This window comes from Photobacterium sp. 270122K, from assembly GCF_059941365.1.
The window spans coordinates 1-13045 of the sequence record NZ_JBPOEN010000001.1 but is presented as its reverse complement, the minus strand read 5'-3'; the positions used below and the strand labels follow the sequence as shown (position 1 = coordinate 13045).

Annotated in this window: 15 protein-coding genes; 8 read left to right on the top strand and 7 right to left on the bottom strand. The window is 41.9% G+C overall.

What is annotated here, in order from left to right; genetic code table 11:
- Positions 1-23: 23 nt before the first annotated feature.
- Positions 24-1133: a 1-acyl-sn-glycerol-3-phosphate acyltransferase gene (locus ACSF8W_RS00075; RefSeq protein ID WP_500844041.1), complete on the top strand. Its 1110-nt coding sequence runs from the start codon at positions 24-26 to the stop codon at positions 1131-1133.
- A 149-nt stretch (positions 1134-1282) separates the two neighbouring features.
- Here the strand turns inward: ACSF8W_RS00075 and ACSF8W_RS00070 are convergent, their stop codons facing one another.
- Both ACSF8W_RS00070 and ACSF8W_RS00065 read right to left on the bottom strand, forming a co-directional pair.
- Positions 1283-1909, bottom strand: coding sequence for an OmpA family protein (locus ACSF8W_RS00070; protein ID WP_500844040.1), 627 nt, complete (start codon positions 1907-1909; stop codon positions 1283-1285).
- A gap of 91 nt (positions 1910-2000) precedes the next feature.
- A complete protein-coding gene (locus tag ACSF8W_RS00065) occupies positions 2001-2927 on the bottom strand; it encodes a LysR family transcriptional regulator (RefSeq protein ID WP_500844038.1) in 927 nt (308 codons plus the stop codon).
- Between the two features lie 184 nt (positions 2928-3111).
- On the opposite strand from ACSF8W_RS00065, the gene chrA reads away from it, so the two are divergent.
- Positions 3112-4260: a chromate efflux transporter gene (chrA, locus tag ACSF8W_RS00060; RefSeq protein ID WP_500844036.1), complete on the top strand. Its 1149-nt coding sequence runs from the start codon at positions 3112-3114 to the stop codon at positions 4258-4260.
- Between the two features lie 212 nt (positions 4261-4472).
- Complete coding sequence (locus ACSF8W_RS00055) at positions 4473-4880, top strand: hypothetical protein (RefSeq protein WP_500844035.1); 408 nt, start codon at positions 4473-4475, stop codon at positions 4878-4880.
- Positions 4881-4968: 88 nt separating this feature from the next.
- On the opposite strand, the gene ACSF8W_RS00050 is transcribed toward ACSF8W_RS00055, so the two are convergent.
- The 3 genes from ACSF8W_RS00050 to rpoS all read right to left on the bottom strand — a co-directional run bounded on the left by ACSF8W_RS00050 (position 4969) and on the right by rpoS (position 7014).
- Positions 4969-5475, bottom strand: coding sequence for a YceB family lipoprotein (locus tag ACSF8W_RS00050; RefSeq protein WP_500844955.1), 507 nt, complete (start codon positions 5473-5475; stop codon positions 4969-4971).
- Positions 5476-5627: 152 nt separating this feature from the next.
- On the bottom strand, positions 5628-5876 hold the full coding sequence (locus tag ACSF8W_RS00045; RefSeq protein ID WP_500844034.1) for a hypothetical protein: 249 nt from the start codon (positions 5874-5876) through the stop codon (positions 5628-5630).
- 262 nt (positions 5877-6138) lie between these two features.
- The gene (rpoS, locus tag ACSF8W_RS00040; protein ID WP_500844032.1) at positions 6139-7014 is read right to left on the bottom strand and encodes an RNA polymerase sigma factor RpoS; all 876 of its coding nucleotides are present in this window, start codon (positions 7012-7014) and stop codon (positions 6139-6141) included.
- Positions 7015-8107: 1093 nt separating this feature from the next.
- On the opposite strand from rpoS, the gene ACSF8W_RS00035 reads away from it, so the two are divergent.
- Complete coding sequence (locus tag ACSF8W_RS00035) at positions 8108-9055, top strand: 5'-nucleotidase (protein ID WP_500844030.1); 948 nt, start codon at positions 8108-8110, stop codon at positions 9053-9055.
- A 153-nt stretch (positions 9056-9208) separates the two neighbouring features.
- A complete protein-coding gene (locus tag ACSF8W_RS00030) occupies positions 9209-9625 on the top strand; it encodes a GFA family protein (RefSeq protein ID WP_500844028.1) in 417 nt (138 codons plus the stop codon).
- A gap of 380 nt (positions 9626-10005) precedes the next feature.
- On the opposite strand, the gene ACSF8W_RS00025 is transcribed toward ACSF8W_RS00030, so the two are convergent.
- Positions 10006-10230, bottom strand: coding sequence for a hypothetical protein (locus tag ACSF8W_RS00025; RefSeq protein ID WP_500844027.1), 225 nt, complete (start codon positions 10228-10230; stop codon positions 10006-10008).
- A gap of 98 nt (positions 10231-10328) precedes the next feature.
- On the opposite strand from ACSF8W_RS00025, the gene ACSF8W_RS00020 reads away from it, so the two are divergent.
- The 3 genes from ACSF8W_RS00020 (at position 10329) to ACSF8W_RS00010 (ending at position 11985) form a co-directional block, all read left to right on the top strand.
- The gene (locus tag ACSF8W_RS00020) at positions 10329-10469 is read left to right on the top strand and encodes a hypothetical protein (RefSeq protein ID WP_428480121.1); all 141 of its coding nucleotides are present in this window, start codon (positions 10329-10331) and stop codon (positions 10467-10469) included.
- A 143-nt stretch (positions 10470-10612) separates the two neighbouring features.
- The gene (locus ACSF8W_RS00015) at positions 10613-11092 is read left to right on the top strand and encodes a hypothetical protein (protein ID WP_500844025.1); all 480 of its coding nucleotides are present in this window, start codon (positions 10613-10615) and stop codon (positions 11090-11092) included.
- Positions 11089-11985 carry a hypothetical protein gene (locus ACSF8W_RS00010; protein ID WP_500844024.1) on the top strand — a complete coding sequence of 299 codons (897 nt, stop codon included), beginning with the start codon at positions 11089-11091 and terminating at the stop codon, positions 11983-11985. The genes ACSF8W_RS00015 and ACSF8W_RS00010 overlap by 4 nt, the downstream gene beginning before the upstream one ends.
- 456 nt (positions 11986-12441) lie before the next feature.
- On the opposite strand, the gene ACSF8W_RS00005 is transcribed toward ACSF8W_RS00010, so the two are convergent.
- Positions 12442-12780, bottom strand: coding sequence for a helix-turn-helix domain-containing protein (locus tag ACSF8W_RS00005; RefSeq protein ID WP_500844023.1), 339 nt, complete (start codon positions 12778-12780; stop codon positions 12442-12444).
- Positions 12781-13045: the final 265 nt, after the last annotated feature.

The following is a 13045-nucleotide window of genomic DNA, read 5'->3' as shown; positions in this document are numbered from 1 at the left end:
TTTTTAATTAATGAAGCCAAATTGTGCAAATAGATAACGACATTTACCAAGATATTCGTCCGTACAATGATGACGAAGTCAGCGGGGCGATTGAACGCCTGATCAATGATAAAGATTTCATTAATGCGATTTTGAATTATCGCTTTCCTCAGTTATCCGGCGTATTGGGCTGGGTATTGACGCCATTGATCAAACGTTTCTTGATCAAAAAATGGTCGAATGTGAAAACCGTGACTGACGTACAGCGTCAGGTGGCTAAGTACATGCACGGCACCATCAATCATTCTTGTGACGGCGTCACGTACACAGGGTTAGAGAAACTTGATCCTAAGCAGTCTTATTTATTTGTCTCCAATCACCGTGATATTGCCATGGATCCCGCCATGGTGAATTGGTGTATGTTCAACAATGGCTTCAACACGGTACGCATTGCTATTGGTGATAACCTGCTGAAAAAGCCTTGTGCGACAGAGTTGATGCGCCTGAATAAGAGCTTCATTGTTCGTCGTTCGGCGAAAGCCCCCCGTGAAATGCTTAAAGCGCTGGGTTTGCTGTCGAGTTACATTTCACATTCGCTTGAAACGGGCAATTCAATCTGGATCGCGCAAAAAGAAGGGCGCGCAAAAGACGGTAACGATAAAACCGACCCTGCGATTTTGAAAATGTTCTTCATGGAAGGCCGCCAGCGTAAACTGTCTTTCCCTGAGTTCATGTCGCAGTTGAACATTGTTCCGGTGTCCATTTCGTATGAAAATGACCCTTGTGACGTAGCCAAAGCGAAAGAGCTTTACCAGAAGCAGACGCAGGGCAGTTATGAAAAAGGTGAGTTTGAAGATATCGAAAGCATCATTCAGGGCATCGTGGGGCATAAACGCCGCATTCATGTGAGCTTTGGTGATGTGATCCGTGATGATTTCGAAACGCCGGATTTGTTGGCGGCTGAAATTGATCGCCAAATCACGCAGAACTACCATCTGTTCCCTGCGAACTACATTGCTGCGGGTATCGAGCATGAGTCAGTGACAGACGCTGAGAAAGCCCGTTTTAATGAGAAAGCGGCGGATCTTCCTTTGGGCGTGATCGACATTCTTAAAACGATGTACGCGACGCCGGCACTGAAAAAGCTGTCGTAGACACGTTTAATAAGAAAGCACCACCTTGGCAGCGATGACCTTGTATAATGCGAGGTACGATCACTGACAGCGTGGTGCTTTTTTATGTCTGTTATTTGGTACTAAACTAACGCTATGTATGAAACCATGCAGCAATCATTGCCTAAAGCTTAAAATGACGGCCTGGGGTGCGGGTTAAACGTTCTGACAATGGCTTCAGGGCTAATGATATCCACTCGACGAAACGCAGTCGCATCCGTTAATCCTTTCTCACTGCTGCCTGCAGAGACAAGTTGAATCCGTTCTTCTTCAACCCCAAAGACGGATGATATATAGATAGCCACACTGAAGGCCCGCTCAAACGACAGGGCAATATTGTCGTTTTCATCGGTGAAGTCATCGGCATGGCCAATCACCAACACATAGCTGTCAGGATGTTGCCGTAATCGCACGGCGATGGGGTCTATATCGAGCTGATCAGCGACCGTTAATGCGCTTTGTTCTTTGGGGAAATGCACCGTGGTACGGACTTCTGGCAGTTTCGACAGCAGCAGCTTCGCGTCCGGCACATAGAGGGATTCCGACCGGTTAGCGGCGGGTTGCGTATTACCACCATCAAGCAATGGGTTAGTGACGCTGTCACTTCCATTGCCACACCCCATGAGTAAGCTGCCTGTCATCAGCAAGATTGCGGCTAACGTGAACGGCATAAAAGGGCGGTGCTGACAACGAAAACGGCAGGGCTGAAGCGTGGAGACACGAAATAACGAAGAGAAGAAGCGCTGTAGAAATGTCATGATAGCTACCAGCCAACCTTAAAGTGACAGTGTTACTTTAAGGTTTAGCTGAAGCCGCATGAATCACAACGGCAAGAGTGAGATTTGGCGCTTAATACGCAATTGGCGACGCGTTTTTGTAAGGAGGCGTTGCCATGCGTTCGGCCATAAAATCAATGAAGCAGCGGACTTTGGGGGCAAGGTATTTACGACGTGGATAAACCGCATAAATAGGGAGCTCCAAATCGGCTTTCCATTCAGGCAGCAACGCAATGAGCTGGCCTGTTTTAAATTCATCTGTGATCAAGTACGTGGCCAAATAGGCAATACCTAAGCCAGATTTTGCCGCATCCAACACCGCAGGTGCGTTATCGATCCGGTAATTACCACGGGCGCGAATTGATTGATGCAGACCGTCTCGGGTGAACTCCCAGTTTTCGTATTTACGCTCACGACTTTGATAAGTGATGCAATTATGCTGACGCAGATCCCCTGGGACTTTAGGGGCACCGTGTGCATCGACATACTCAGGCGAAGCAACAACGGTAAAATGGCAGTTTGCCAGTCTTCGTGCCACCATGCCTTCCGGCGGGTGTTCATGTATTGCTACCCAGCAGTCAAAGCCTTCTTCAAGCAGGTTAGGGCGATGGTCAAACAAGCTGACTTCCAGCTCTAAATCAGGATGGGCTTTTTGAAACTCGGCTAAGGCTGATGTGATATTGACGTTGCCAAAAGACTGCGCAATACCGATACGTAATACACCTCTAATTTCATTACGATATCCTGCAACCAAGGCTTCCGCTTCACTCACGGTATCCAGCAATTGCTGCCCGTATTCCGCATACTGCAAGCCAATATCCGTCAATGCCACCGTACGGGTACTACGTTGTACCAGCTGACAGCCTAGACGTTCTTCTAGTAGTCGGATCTGCTTACTGACTTGAGATTTTGAAATCGATAATCGCTCAGCCGCGCGGGTAAAGTTTTGTTCATGACCGACAGTGGCAAGAATGACCATCTGCTGCAGGTTTTCAAGCATAAAGAAAGACCAAATTTCGATAATTATGCTGATTATATCATTGATTCGCCGCATGTAATGCGTAATCTCAGCAGGGGGTGAATGAGACAACTAATCATCAGTGTAATCAATATATAAAATTGAAACTAACGATTTCATTAATCCTGCTGCTGTGGATATGATAACGCCATCAATAGGAGGATCTATGTTCAAGGTAATGTGGCAGTTTTTTCTGCTCGGTCTTTATAGCTTTGGTGGGCCAGCGGCTCACATTGGGTATTTTCAACGTGAATTTGTGCAAAAGAAGCAGTGGTTAAGCGATCAAGATTTCACGCACGCTGTGGCACTTTGCCAATTTCTACCCGGTCCGGCAAGTAGCCAGTTAGGGATGTTTATTGGTTATAAAAAAGCTGGATATAAAGGCGCAGTGGCGGCATTTACAGGGTTTACCTTTCCGTCGTTTTTGCTACTGACATTTTTAGCCATTGGTAACCAACAATACAACGATGTCACCCTTATCGACACCTTCATTCAAGCGGCCAAATTATTGGCTGTCGTTGTGGTTGCAGATGCATTATGGGGGATGGTTAAGAAGAACATTACCGATAAACTGACGGCGGGTATTGCGATAGCAACCGGCGTGAGCGTATTTTTCACATCCGGTTTACTGGGGCAAATCGTTCCAATTTTATTGGCGGCGGCATTGGGTTATGCGTTATCGGCACGGCAGTTAACGCAAGCAAACCAACCGGCAGAAACGTCACCAATTCGCCCGATCGTGTGGCTATTAGTGCTGTTTGTGTTGCTATTGGTGGGCTTGCCATTCATTGCACATACCTCAGAATACGCGCATTTATTCAACATATTCTATCAAGCGGGGAGTTTTGTCTTCGGTGGTGGGCATGTGGTATTGCCGCTGTTGGAACCCATGCTAGAAGGGATGGTTGCACCGGATACCTTCCTGAGTGCTTACGCATCGGCGCAGTTAGTGCCGGGGCCAATGTTCACCATGGCGAGTTACCTTGGCGCATCCGTGATTACCGACAGCCCAGTGCTTGGCAGTTTAGCGGCAACGATAGCGGTATTCTTACCGGGTAGTTTATTGTTGTTTGCGTTCTTACCGGCTTGGAACGCGTTGTTTAGTCATCAGACATTGAAGAGTGCCATTCTGTTGGTGAATGCCTCAGTGGTTGGCTTGCTGGGTAGTGCATTCATTCAACCCGTATTGACATCATCCATTGCCAATGTGGCCGATGTGGTAGCGGTAGTTGCGGGGTTCTACTTGCTGAAATACCGTAACTGTCCAGTCTGGCTGCTGATTTTGCTCTTTGTCGGCTACAAAATGGCAATGTAATGCGTCAATCGGCACTGGTATACATAGCGTTATAATGAAGAATACGGCCTTTGGGTCGTATTTTTTACACAATCTAATGCACTATAATTTAATTTATATCGGTGTTAAACAAATCAAAGATGCACATATATCAATAAACACCATCGATTAAGGTCAAGTTAAGGGCTAAACACTAGAATGGCGGATTCAATGATAGGTAGCTCAATACAGATATGGTGAAGAAAAATCCCGTTAGGCAGAATTTAACTAACTTTGATGTGGCCAAGCTGATCAAAGAAGAAATCCGCGAGATGGAAGAGAGGCTATTGAGGAAAGTACTGTTAATTGCTATTGGCAGCGTAGTCAGTATCACATTGTTTATCGTGTTGTATATATCATCGAATGCCAATGTCGTGCGAGACTATGCGGCAGAAGCGATGCGAAAAGCTTTTCAAGCTGAGCAAGCCGTGCAGATCATTGATGAAGCCGCCGGCACGCATTTTTTAGAACAGTCATTTTCGGATTCATCGTTTATTAAACCATCATTTTCAGACTCGTCATTCATGGATCCGGCATATTTGGAGTCGCCTTCGATGGAAGAATCCCCTTTGGAACAAACAACAGAAAGGCCGCAAGAATAGCGGCCCGATAGTTAATAACAGTTAGATTCGTAGCAGATAGTTTGTAATAGATAAGACAGGGAGATCCCTTTCCCTGCTAGCAAACCCTCTACATTTGAATAACCAAGGCATGGTTTTTAATCAATAGTTCAGGTTTGGCCGATTTAAGGGCTGATTGCTTAAAGTCATCTTCATTGAGTCGATAAACAGGGCGGGTTAACAAGAACTGCCCAACCATCTCGATAACCGGTGTAAGTAACTGTTTTGTCGGTAAATTCAATGAGTTCGGTTGAATGTCGATGTTTTCAACGTTTAAATCATTAAGAAAAATGGCACCTTCGGCTTTGTCGTAATACGGTACCGCACTGAAGTTAACGTTGAGGTTCACTGTCTGCGGTTTCTGACCATAAATCGTCACATTGGCTTCCGATTTCGCCTCTAAATTCACGCGATCATTGGCAACGCGTCCGATACCGACTTTAATATCATCAAATTTTACATTTGCATGCGCAATGCCTTTTATCCCCACTGTGCGTTCAAACTTGGCTTTATCGTCAAGATAATGCTGCATATCCTGTTCCGTCACACTGTAACTTGCACATGACGATAACAACATACTGCACGCGAATGCCGCGAGGATTACATACACTTTTTTCACTTTTGAGATCTCTTATCTGACTTATTTTGATTATTATCAAAAACGTCCAATTATGCCCGTTCATAAATGAGACATAAAGGCAATGCAGTCAGTTATCCCTATTTTTACGTTTATCTGCAGTATTTAAATTCTTCTTTGTACAATTTGTTTAGCTTTTTATGGTACTTAGCCCCTTGCTCGACAGAGTAGCCAGATCGCATCTTTTTCTGAATGTTAGTGATTTTTGCTTGTACTTTTTTGCACTGCTTCGCCTTACTTTTTACACCCGCTTCAGCATGCAATGGCATGATGATGAATGAGATAAGGAGAAACAGGGGGATCAGTATGTGGAGAACGCGGGTCGAAATCTTCGTGATCATATACAGCCTTGCCAATTTGGCCTGATTACTTATCGAGGAAGTGACCATGCTATATCAAGAAATGATGTTGTCGTTTTTAGAAAAGTAATAACCGGTGACGCGCAACAGAAGGGAGTGAAACAGATATTCATCAATTACATGAAGGTGATGCACATAAAGCGGTAACGCTATAAATAGCGCTTTGTCGTGATATAAAAAGCATCAAGCCCCTAAAGCGGGGCATGACTGAGTGCGGTAGAACGGCAAATCGGGTAGGGCTTCCTTATGCGGATTCGGCGAACAATAACTCGATGTTATAATTGTCGCGGCTGAGTGTATTTTTCAGTTTTTTCAGCGAGCTCACCTGTAGCTGACGAATACGTTCACGGGTTAAACCCACTTCATCTGCTACTTGCTGTAGCGTTTGTGCTTCATAACCCAACAAGCCAAAACGACGACAAAGAATTTCTCTGTCACGCGCATTCAAGCTCTCTAGCATCGTAATTGCCAGGCGGCTGATATCTTGCTTATTCACTTCATTGTCTGGCTGCATACCGGCTTCATCGGCAATGAAAGCAGCAATGCTCTGTGAATTCGAATCTTCCGAAATTTGCTGGTCAATAGAAACAACCGGCGCATCGTAAGCTAACACGCTAGAGACTTCATCCACAGAGCGGTCCAATGCAGCGGCGACTTCTTCGTGCGTAGGTTCCTGATTGGTTTTCTTCATCAGGTTTTTGTGTGTACGCAGAATGGTATTAATCTCTTTCGACACATGTACCGGTAAGCGAATAGTACGGGCTTGGTTGTGAATGGCGCGCTCAATGGTTTGCTTGATCCACCATGTTGCGTAGGTAGAAAAACGGAATCCGCGCTCTGGGTCAAACTTTTCCACTGCCGTGATCAAACCGATATTACCTTCATCGATCAGGTCACTCAGCAGCATGCCACTGCTACGGTATTTCTTCGCAATACTCACAACAAGACGCAAATTGCTCTCAATCATGATGGCCTTTGACGCATCATCACCGACCAGGGCTTTACGGCTATATAGGACTTCATCTGTTTTTGACAGCAGCGGTTTGTGCGCGATTTCTTGTAGATATAGATGAATAACGTCTGCATCAAAACTGTTTAGCTCTTGTGATTTGATATCCATATCCCACCCCTAATAAAAAGTGACAGCCAATTAAATGTAATTTTTTTGTTCTAAATTGTTACATACTCACGGTAACATGAATACATGGAGTATGTCATCAGGGAATGCATAATATTTAGTTATATACGTATGGATCAAGTGGGTTGACATATTAAATTGTGACGGGAAGAGGGTAAATGGGAGTTAAATGATAATTAGGTCAATTATTTTGTCTGGTCGTTGATGCTAAAAAATGGAATGGCGAGTGATGAATCGTTGATAAAGAAATAGGGGGAGAGAAGGGGGAAGAAATATTTTGTGTCGAGAAATAATAACGCCATTTATCTGCTTCTAATTGATTGTTAGCTGTTTATGCATATATAAAAAACATCGATAATTTCTTTATTATCATAGTGTTAATCTAGTTAGCAGCAATGGCGTTCATTTGTTTGAAATGTCTATTTTACTCTGAGTTAATTTGAATGGATAAAAATGAAATACTGAATTCTATCGAGCAGAAAATAGCCATGAATTACAGGCGAATTATCTTGTTGCATTCATTACATCGATAGCATGCCTTAAACAGTAATTTACTAAAAAAATTACGTTTAATTCGTACAACACTTTTATGATCACAATCTTTCATCATTACTCCTTGGTGGATAAAACCATAAACTCCGTCTGGTTATACGCATAATGAGCATTTTATGATTTAGTGTAAATAGTGCAGCGTCATTTATCCGGCGCAGTTCAAATATTTGACAGTGTTTTATAAATTACTCAGTTGGTCATGCGGGTCTGTCTCCATTTATGGATACATCCTGTTGAAAGAAGTTTACATTTTAAATTTTCATAATGAAAAATCGATGTTATTTCTTATCGATTTCATCGGTAAATCCATTTAAATCAAATAGATATAGGTTAAATATCGTACAAACTGGTAAGATATAAGCGTTCTACACATAGAAAGACAACCCAGCTCGCTACGCTGTATGATGTACACACGATGTGACCATTAACTACTCTAAATAAGCGGTGTAGCGGCTATGTGTGACGCTGTAACACGCGAGATCTCAGTGTTGTTTACCCGTACACACCAATAGAAGGAATGTTTATGCCGTATGATTTAACAAAAAGATTGGTTGTTGGGCTTTCATCTAGCGCATTGTTTGATCTTCAAGAATCTGACAGCATTTTCAGAACTCAAGGCGAAGAAGCCTATCGTGAATACCAAAAAGAAATGCAAGATGAGCCGCTTAAACGAGGGGTCGCATTTCCATTCATTCGACGATTATTGAAGCTCAACGAGCTACGGCCAGAAGATCCACCCGTGGAAGTGATTCTACTGTCACGTAATGATCCCGATACGGGTCTGCGTGTCATGAATACCATCGCGCATTATGAATTAGGCATTACACGTGCGGTGTTCTTGCAAGGCAAGTCACCATACCGTTACATTCCTGCGTTTGATATTGAGTTGTTCCTATCGGCCAATTCACAAGATGTCCATCAGGCAGTGTTGGCTGGATATCCTGCAGGACAAATATTGAATGGTGAAATTATCGATGACACGGAAGATTTAGACCTGCGTATTGCGTTCGACTTTGACGGCGTGATTGCGGACGATGAATCTGAAGGGGTGTACCAAAGCTCTGGTCAGTTGGCTGATTTCCATTCTCATGAATCAGAATTAGTGGATGTGCCACATAACCCTGGGCCCTTGATGCCGTTCTTAAAACGCATTGCAGACATTCAAAAACTGGAGTCGGAAAAGCAACTGTCCGATCCTACCTATGTGCCGTTGCTGAATGTGTCTATCGTCACCGCCAGAAATGCGCCCTCCCATAAACGGGTCATTAACACCATGCGCGCATGGGACATTTTCGTGAATGATGCCTTCTTCATGGGAGGGGTGAAGAAATCGAAAGTGTTGGAAATCCTCAAGCCGCACATCTTCTTTGATGATCAGCAACTGCACTTACAGTCCTCGTCGGTACTGCCATCAGTACATATTCCCTTTGGCGTGACAAATGCCGGAAAGAAGCAAGAGGATAGGGAGTAGGTAGAGTAAGCGTTCCACACATCACTCAAATCTGGCTGTGCGAAGAGAATGTGAAGGGAATCGTAGTTCCACTTGGTACTGTTTTTATATACAGTACTTGGTGTGTTAGTTTCTCAATGTTCATCGTCAATGCATTGAGAGAAGGAATTATAAATGGCACATTCACAAGCAAACTGTCTATGTGGACAGGTAACCATCACCGCAGAAGAGATTAATCCCAAGTTCACAGTATGCCATTGCCAATCATGTCGATCATGGGGCGGTGCACCGTTCTTTGCGGTGCAATGTGGGACAAAGGTAAAGATAGAAGGTGAAGACAAGGTCAGAATGTATGAATCATCCGACTGGGCGTCCCGTGGATTCTGCTCGAATTGCGGAACACACTTGTTCTTCAAATTCAAAGTATCGGGTGAGTACAACATGCCCGTTGGTTTGTTTTCTGACTTGGCTGGCCTAGAAATGGAAATGCAGTATTTTAGCGACTCGCGACCTGACTATTACTGCTTTTCAAACAAGACAAAAACTCTCACCAGAGCAGAAATTATGGCGTACTTTGCTGATCAAATTTGACCTTACAAACCGGTAGTTTTACGTCATTCACCTTAACCATTATCTTGAGAAGCATAGAAACAATCACATTAGTCATCGGGTGATCATGGTAATTTTGCTTCAATAATTCAAAGGAGTGAAATTATGTACCAGTGCCCAAAACAAGAATGCCGTTCGATCCACATCTGCTGTGAAAAGGTAAAGCGACGGTACTCCGGTGATTTGCTTTGCCTCGACTGTGGGCATATTGCACCAGAAAGCGCATTCGAGGTGAAGGAAGTGTGTTTGGAAGAAGAGTGATGATGAAAGCCCATGGAAGTGGGCTTTTGATTCACTCTGGTAAATAGTGATTTAGTGAAATTTATAGGCAAGCCAGATAAGAAAAACTGAGAGAAAGCTTATCAGCAGCTTTTATCACGGTTTAAAATTGAAATAGCTTTTAATTGACGTTTGTATTTGTTTTTTTTTGCTTTACTTACATGTCCGAATTTCTGCCTGATGTCTTTTTTCTTTATCTCAAGGGTTGTACAGCTAAAATTTGAATAGTCATTAATATAAGCATCGACAGATTTTGCGTAAGATGGCACACATAACAGCAAGCTCGATAAAATCAATAAAATACGCATAGGTAAATACCTCCGAGAACACGATAATACAAAGTTAAAAATGCTGAAGTGTTTAAAGTTTGTTCTTCGGCAAGCTTCACGGTTTATTTGCATGTGTCATGAAGCAAAAAGCCGATGACAGTGCCCACTACCTACAACGCAAAACAGGCATACCCGCCAGTGAGATCATCCCATTGCAAAAACTCGAATACATTTTGCAGGATGGGAAAGCGTACAAGAAAGGCGTGATCCGCTGGTAATGAATGGTTGAATTTCACTGAAATCATTGGCTAAATCAATGATTAATATAAAATTATATGCTTTTATATCTATGTGCTTGAATTGAGTCTAATTTAAAATTAGGTTCGTAAATGTTTATCTTATATTTATGTTGAGAAGTACAATGGCAGCAACAAGGAAAGATGTTGAAGACTTTAATGTTATTATTAGTGAGGCTGTTAGATTAAGGCAGTTATTTGATGAGTCATATGATAAGTATATAAATGATTTTGATAGTAAGTTTGATGCCATATTTTCAACTATCGACATCCCTATCGATATTTATTACAAAGACAAAAGCCAAGAACCATTTCAGATATTTCTATCTTCATTAGCAAAGGCTAAATTGAGGGATATTGCAACACGACAAATTAAAAGTAATAATTTATATTATGAATTGACGGCTGATGAATATATTGACAACATTAAAGACTCAATATACATCCACATAAGTGAAAGCGGGAAATTTGACATAAAAGGATGTAATGCTCTTTTGTCAAGATCATATAAAAGAGCAAGAATGAATATGAAAGAGGTCGATTATTTATTTCCTATTCATGCAGAAGGAGTTACCCCTATTAATGATATTGTTATTGTAGCGTGAAAATTACACATAAAAATAACATACAGCAAAAAATAAAACCTGAAGATAGATTGGAAATATTATCTCGTTATGATGAGGAGTCTAATTACAACTGTTTTTTATGTATTAGTATTCCAAAGTGTTCCATTAAGATAAGTAAAAATCGAGCTCAAAAAGTGGCTGATTTTATTTATGGTGTTATCAAAGTTTTTGCTGCAACTTATCATGTTGATACAAGGCAAATGGTTTTAAAAAAGAATCCCTGCGTGAGTAGTAGTAATCATCATATTGAATGTATGGATGACGAATACTATGTATGTAGTTCAATCTCATTTGGAAATAATCTAAAAGAATTCTGGTCTTGCTTAGAAGAAGATTTGAATAGCCATTTAGGTGCAGTTATTAAATATCTCATACAGCTATCAATAACACCAACTGTTGAAAGTTGTCTTGCTGATCGTTTAATTGATTCATTTTACTGGTTTGGAGATGCGTCTAGAGACAATAATGAACACTCTCAAGTTGTAAAGCTTGTCACTGCAATGGAAAGATTGGTTACATTATCCATCGAAAAAAAAGATGCGGAGTTGACAAAAAGGTTCTGTGAACGGGTTTCATTGTCTATTGCTGGGTATCATGGTGAACTTGATATGTGGGAATTACACGCAAAGCGTATTTATAAATTAAGATCTGATTTGGTTCATGGGACACAAAATTTATCTAAGTCATATGACATACCACTTGATTTTGATCCATTTACCATTGCAAGCTTAACTATTTTATCCTCTTGTATGTATTTCAATAAACTAGGGTTAGATTCAACTAACTATGAAGAAAAACTTAAGGAAATATATCCTAAGCTCAAAGGATATTACGTTGATAGAAAATCAAATGAATTTTCACCTGAAATTTAATTATTTTAAATAGGTTGATATTTGTCTCAAATCACATTTCCAAAAGCCCGCAAGCCTATAGGTTTCGCGGGCTTTTTTATGTTTGCCTTAAAACCGAATCACTTGCTTTTCTGTAGGGGACTTTTACGTAAACCAACAGAGAGCAAAAAAAATGAATGCAAAAACAGAGGGCTATGTGATCACGGGCGTGATTGCATTAATGGTTGCCGGTGCCGTGGAATGGATGTCTAACAAAAAGAAGTTCGCAGCAACAAGATAAGCCACTGTTTATCTTATTTGACATAAGTTACGGTGTCACTACACGGTATTTTTTTGATAATAAATATGTACCAAGGGATGTTAAACAGCGTGAAAAGCCCAATCATGCTCAATATACACACAGCAAAGTGAATTATTCGACCAAAATACCAACAAACTCAACATTGGATTCCCAAATTAAGCAATGAAATAGGAGAGTCATTCATTAGCTGGTGAGCTATTTTCTCGACTTAATTTGATGTTTAGGTCATGAAGCTCAATGATCTTTTCATGTGCGAGCGTTGGGCCGAAGTCAGGATACTTTTCATTGAGCAGTTTCAGGCAGCGGTATCGGACATCATCACAGATTTTATTTGAAGACGGTTTACCTCGGCGTTGATGAATAAGACCAGCTGCGCCGAATTGACGAAAGCGAGTTACCAAGCGCTGAACCTGCCGAATACTGATTGCTAAGATACGTGCAGCATCAACACGTCGAATGCGTTTGGCGCACACATCACGAATAGCGCCAAGGCGAAGGATCTCTTTGTCATTCATGGTTACCAACATCGATTGTTTATCTCATATAGACCAGAACAGAGTCTGATCACCATAGGAAAAACAGGACATTTTCACTTTGCAGAAAAGAGACACTTTAGCTTTGGAGTCACACCTTTTGTTTATCCCAATTTAAAGTGTCTGCCTGATTTCCCAGTTTGAAATGTCTCTTTTTAAGGTAGTTCATCCTGCCTCCAAATAGCGTGTAGAGTAGGGAAGTCAGGTCTTTTTACTGCTGGCTTTGAATTGTTCCGGGTGAACCAAG

What these genes read in the sequence shown, in the direction of transcription:
- ACSF8W_RS00070 (WP_500844040.1), bottom strand. Translation starts at nt 1,909, where the DNA reads ATGACATTTCTACAGCGCTTCTTCTCTTCGTTATTTCGTGTCTCCACG.
- ACSF8W_RS00065 (WP_500844038.1), bottom strand. Translation starts at nt 2,927, where the DNA reads ATGCTTGAAAACCTGCAGCAGATGGTCATTCTTGCCACTGTCGGTCAT.
- chrA (WP_500844036.1), top strand. Translation starts at nt 3,112, where the DNA reads ATGTTCAAGGTAATGTGGCAGTTTTTTCTGCTCGGTCTTTATAGCTTT.
- ACSF8W_RS00055 (WP_500844035.1), top strand. Translation starts at nt 4,473, where the DNA reads ATGGTGAAGAAAAATCCCGTTAGGCAGAATTTAACTAACTTTGATGTG.
- ACSF8W_RS00050 (WP_500844955.1), bottom strand. Translation starts at nt 5,475, where the DNA reads ATGTTGTTATCGTCATGTGCAAGTTACAGTGTGACGGAACAGGATATG.
- ACSF8W_RS00045 (WP_500844034.1), bottom strand. Translation starts at nt 5,876, where the DNA reads ATGATCACGAAGATTTCGACCCGCGTTCTCCACATACTGATCCCCCTG.
- rpoS (WP_500844032.1), bottom strand. Translation starts at nt 7,014, where the DNA reads ATGGATATCAAATCACAAGAGCTAAACAGTTTTGATGCAGACGTTATT.
- ACSF8W_RS00035 (WP_500844030.1), top strand. Translation starts at nt 8,108, where the DNA reads ATGCCGTATGATTTAACAAAAAGATTGGTTGTTGGGCTTTCATCTAGC.
- ACSF8W_RS00030 (WP_500844028.1), top strand. Translation starts at nt 9,209, where the DNA reads ATGGCACATTCACAAGCAAACTGTCTATGTGGACAGGTAACCATCACC.
- ACSF8W_RS00025 (WP_500844027.1), bottom strand. Translation starts at nt 10,230, where the DNA reads ATGCGTATTTTATTGATTTTATCGAGCTTGCTGTTATGTGTGCCATCT.
- ACSF8W_RS00020 (WP_428480121.1), top strand. Translation starts at nt 10,329, where the DNA reads ATGAAGCAAAAAGCCGATGACAGTGCCCACTACCTACAACGCAAAACA.
- ACSF8W_RS00015 (WP_500844025.1), top strand. Translation starts at nt 10,613, where the DNA reads ATGGCAGCAACAAGGAAAGATGTTGAAGACTTTAATGTTATTATTAGT.
- ACSF8W_RS00005 (WP_500844023.1), bottom strand. Translation starts at nt 12,780, where the DNA reads ATGAATGACAAAGAGATCCTTCGCCTTGGCGCTATTCGTGATGTGTGC.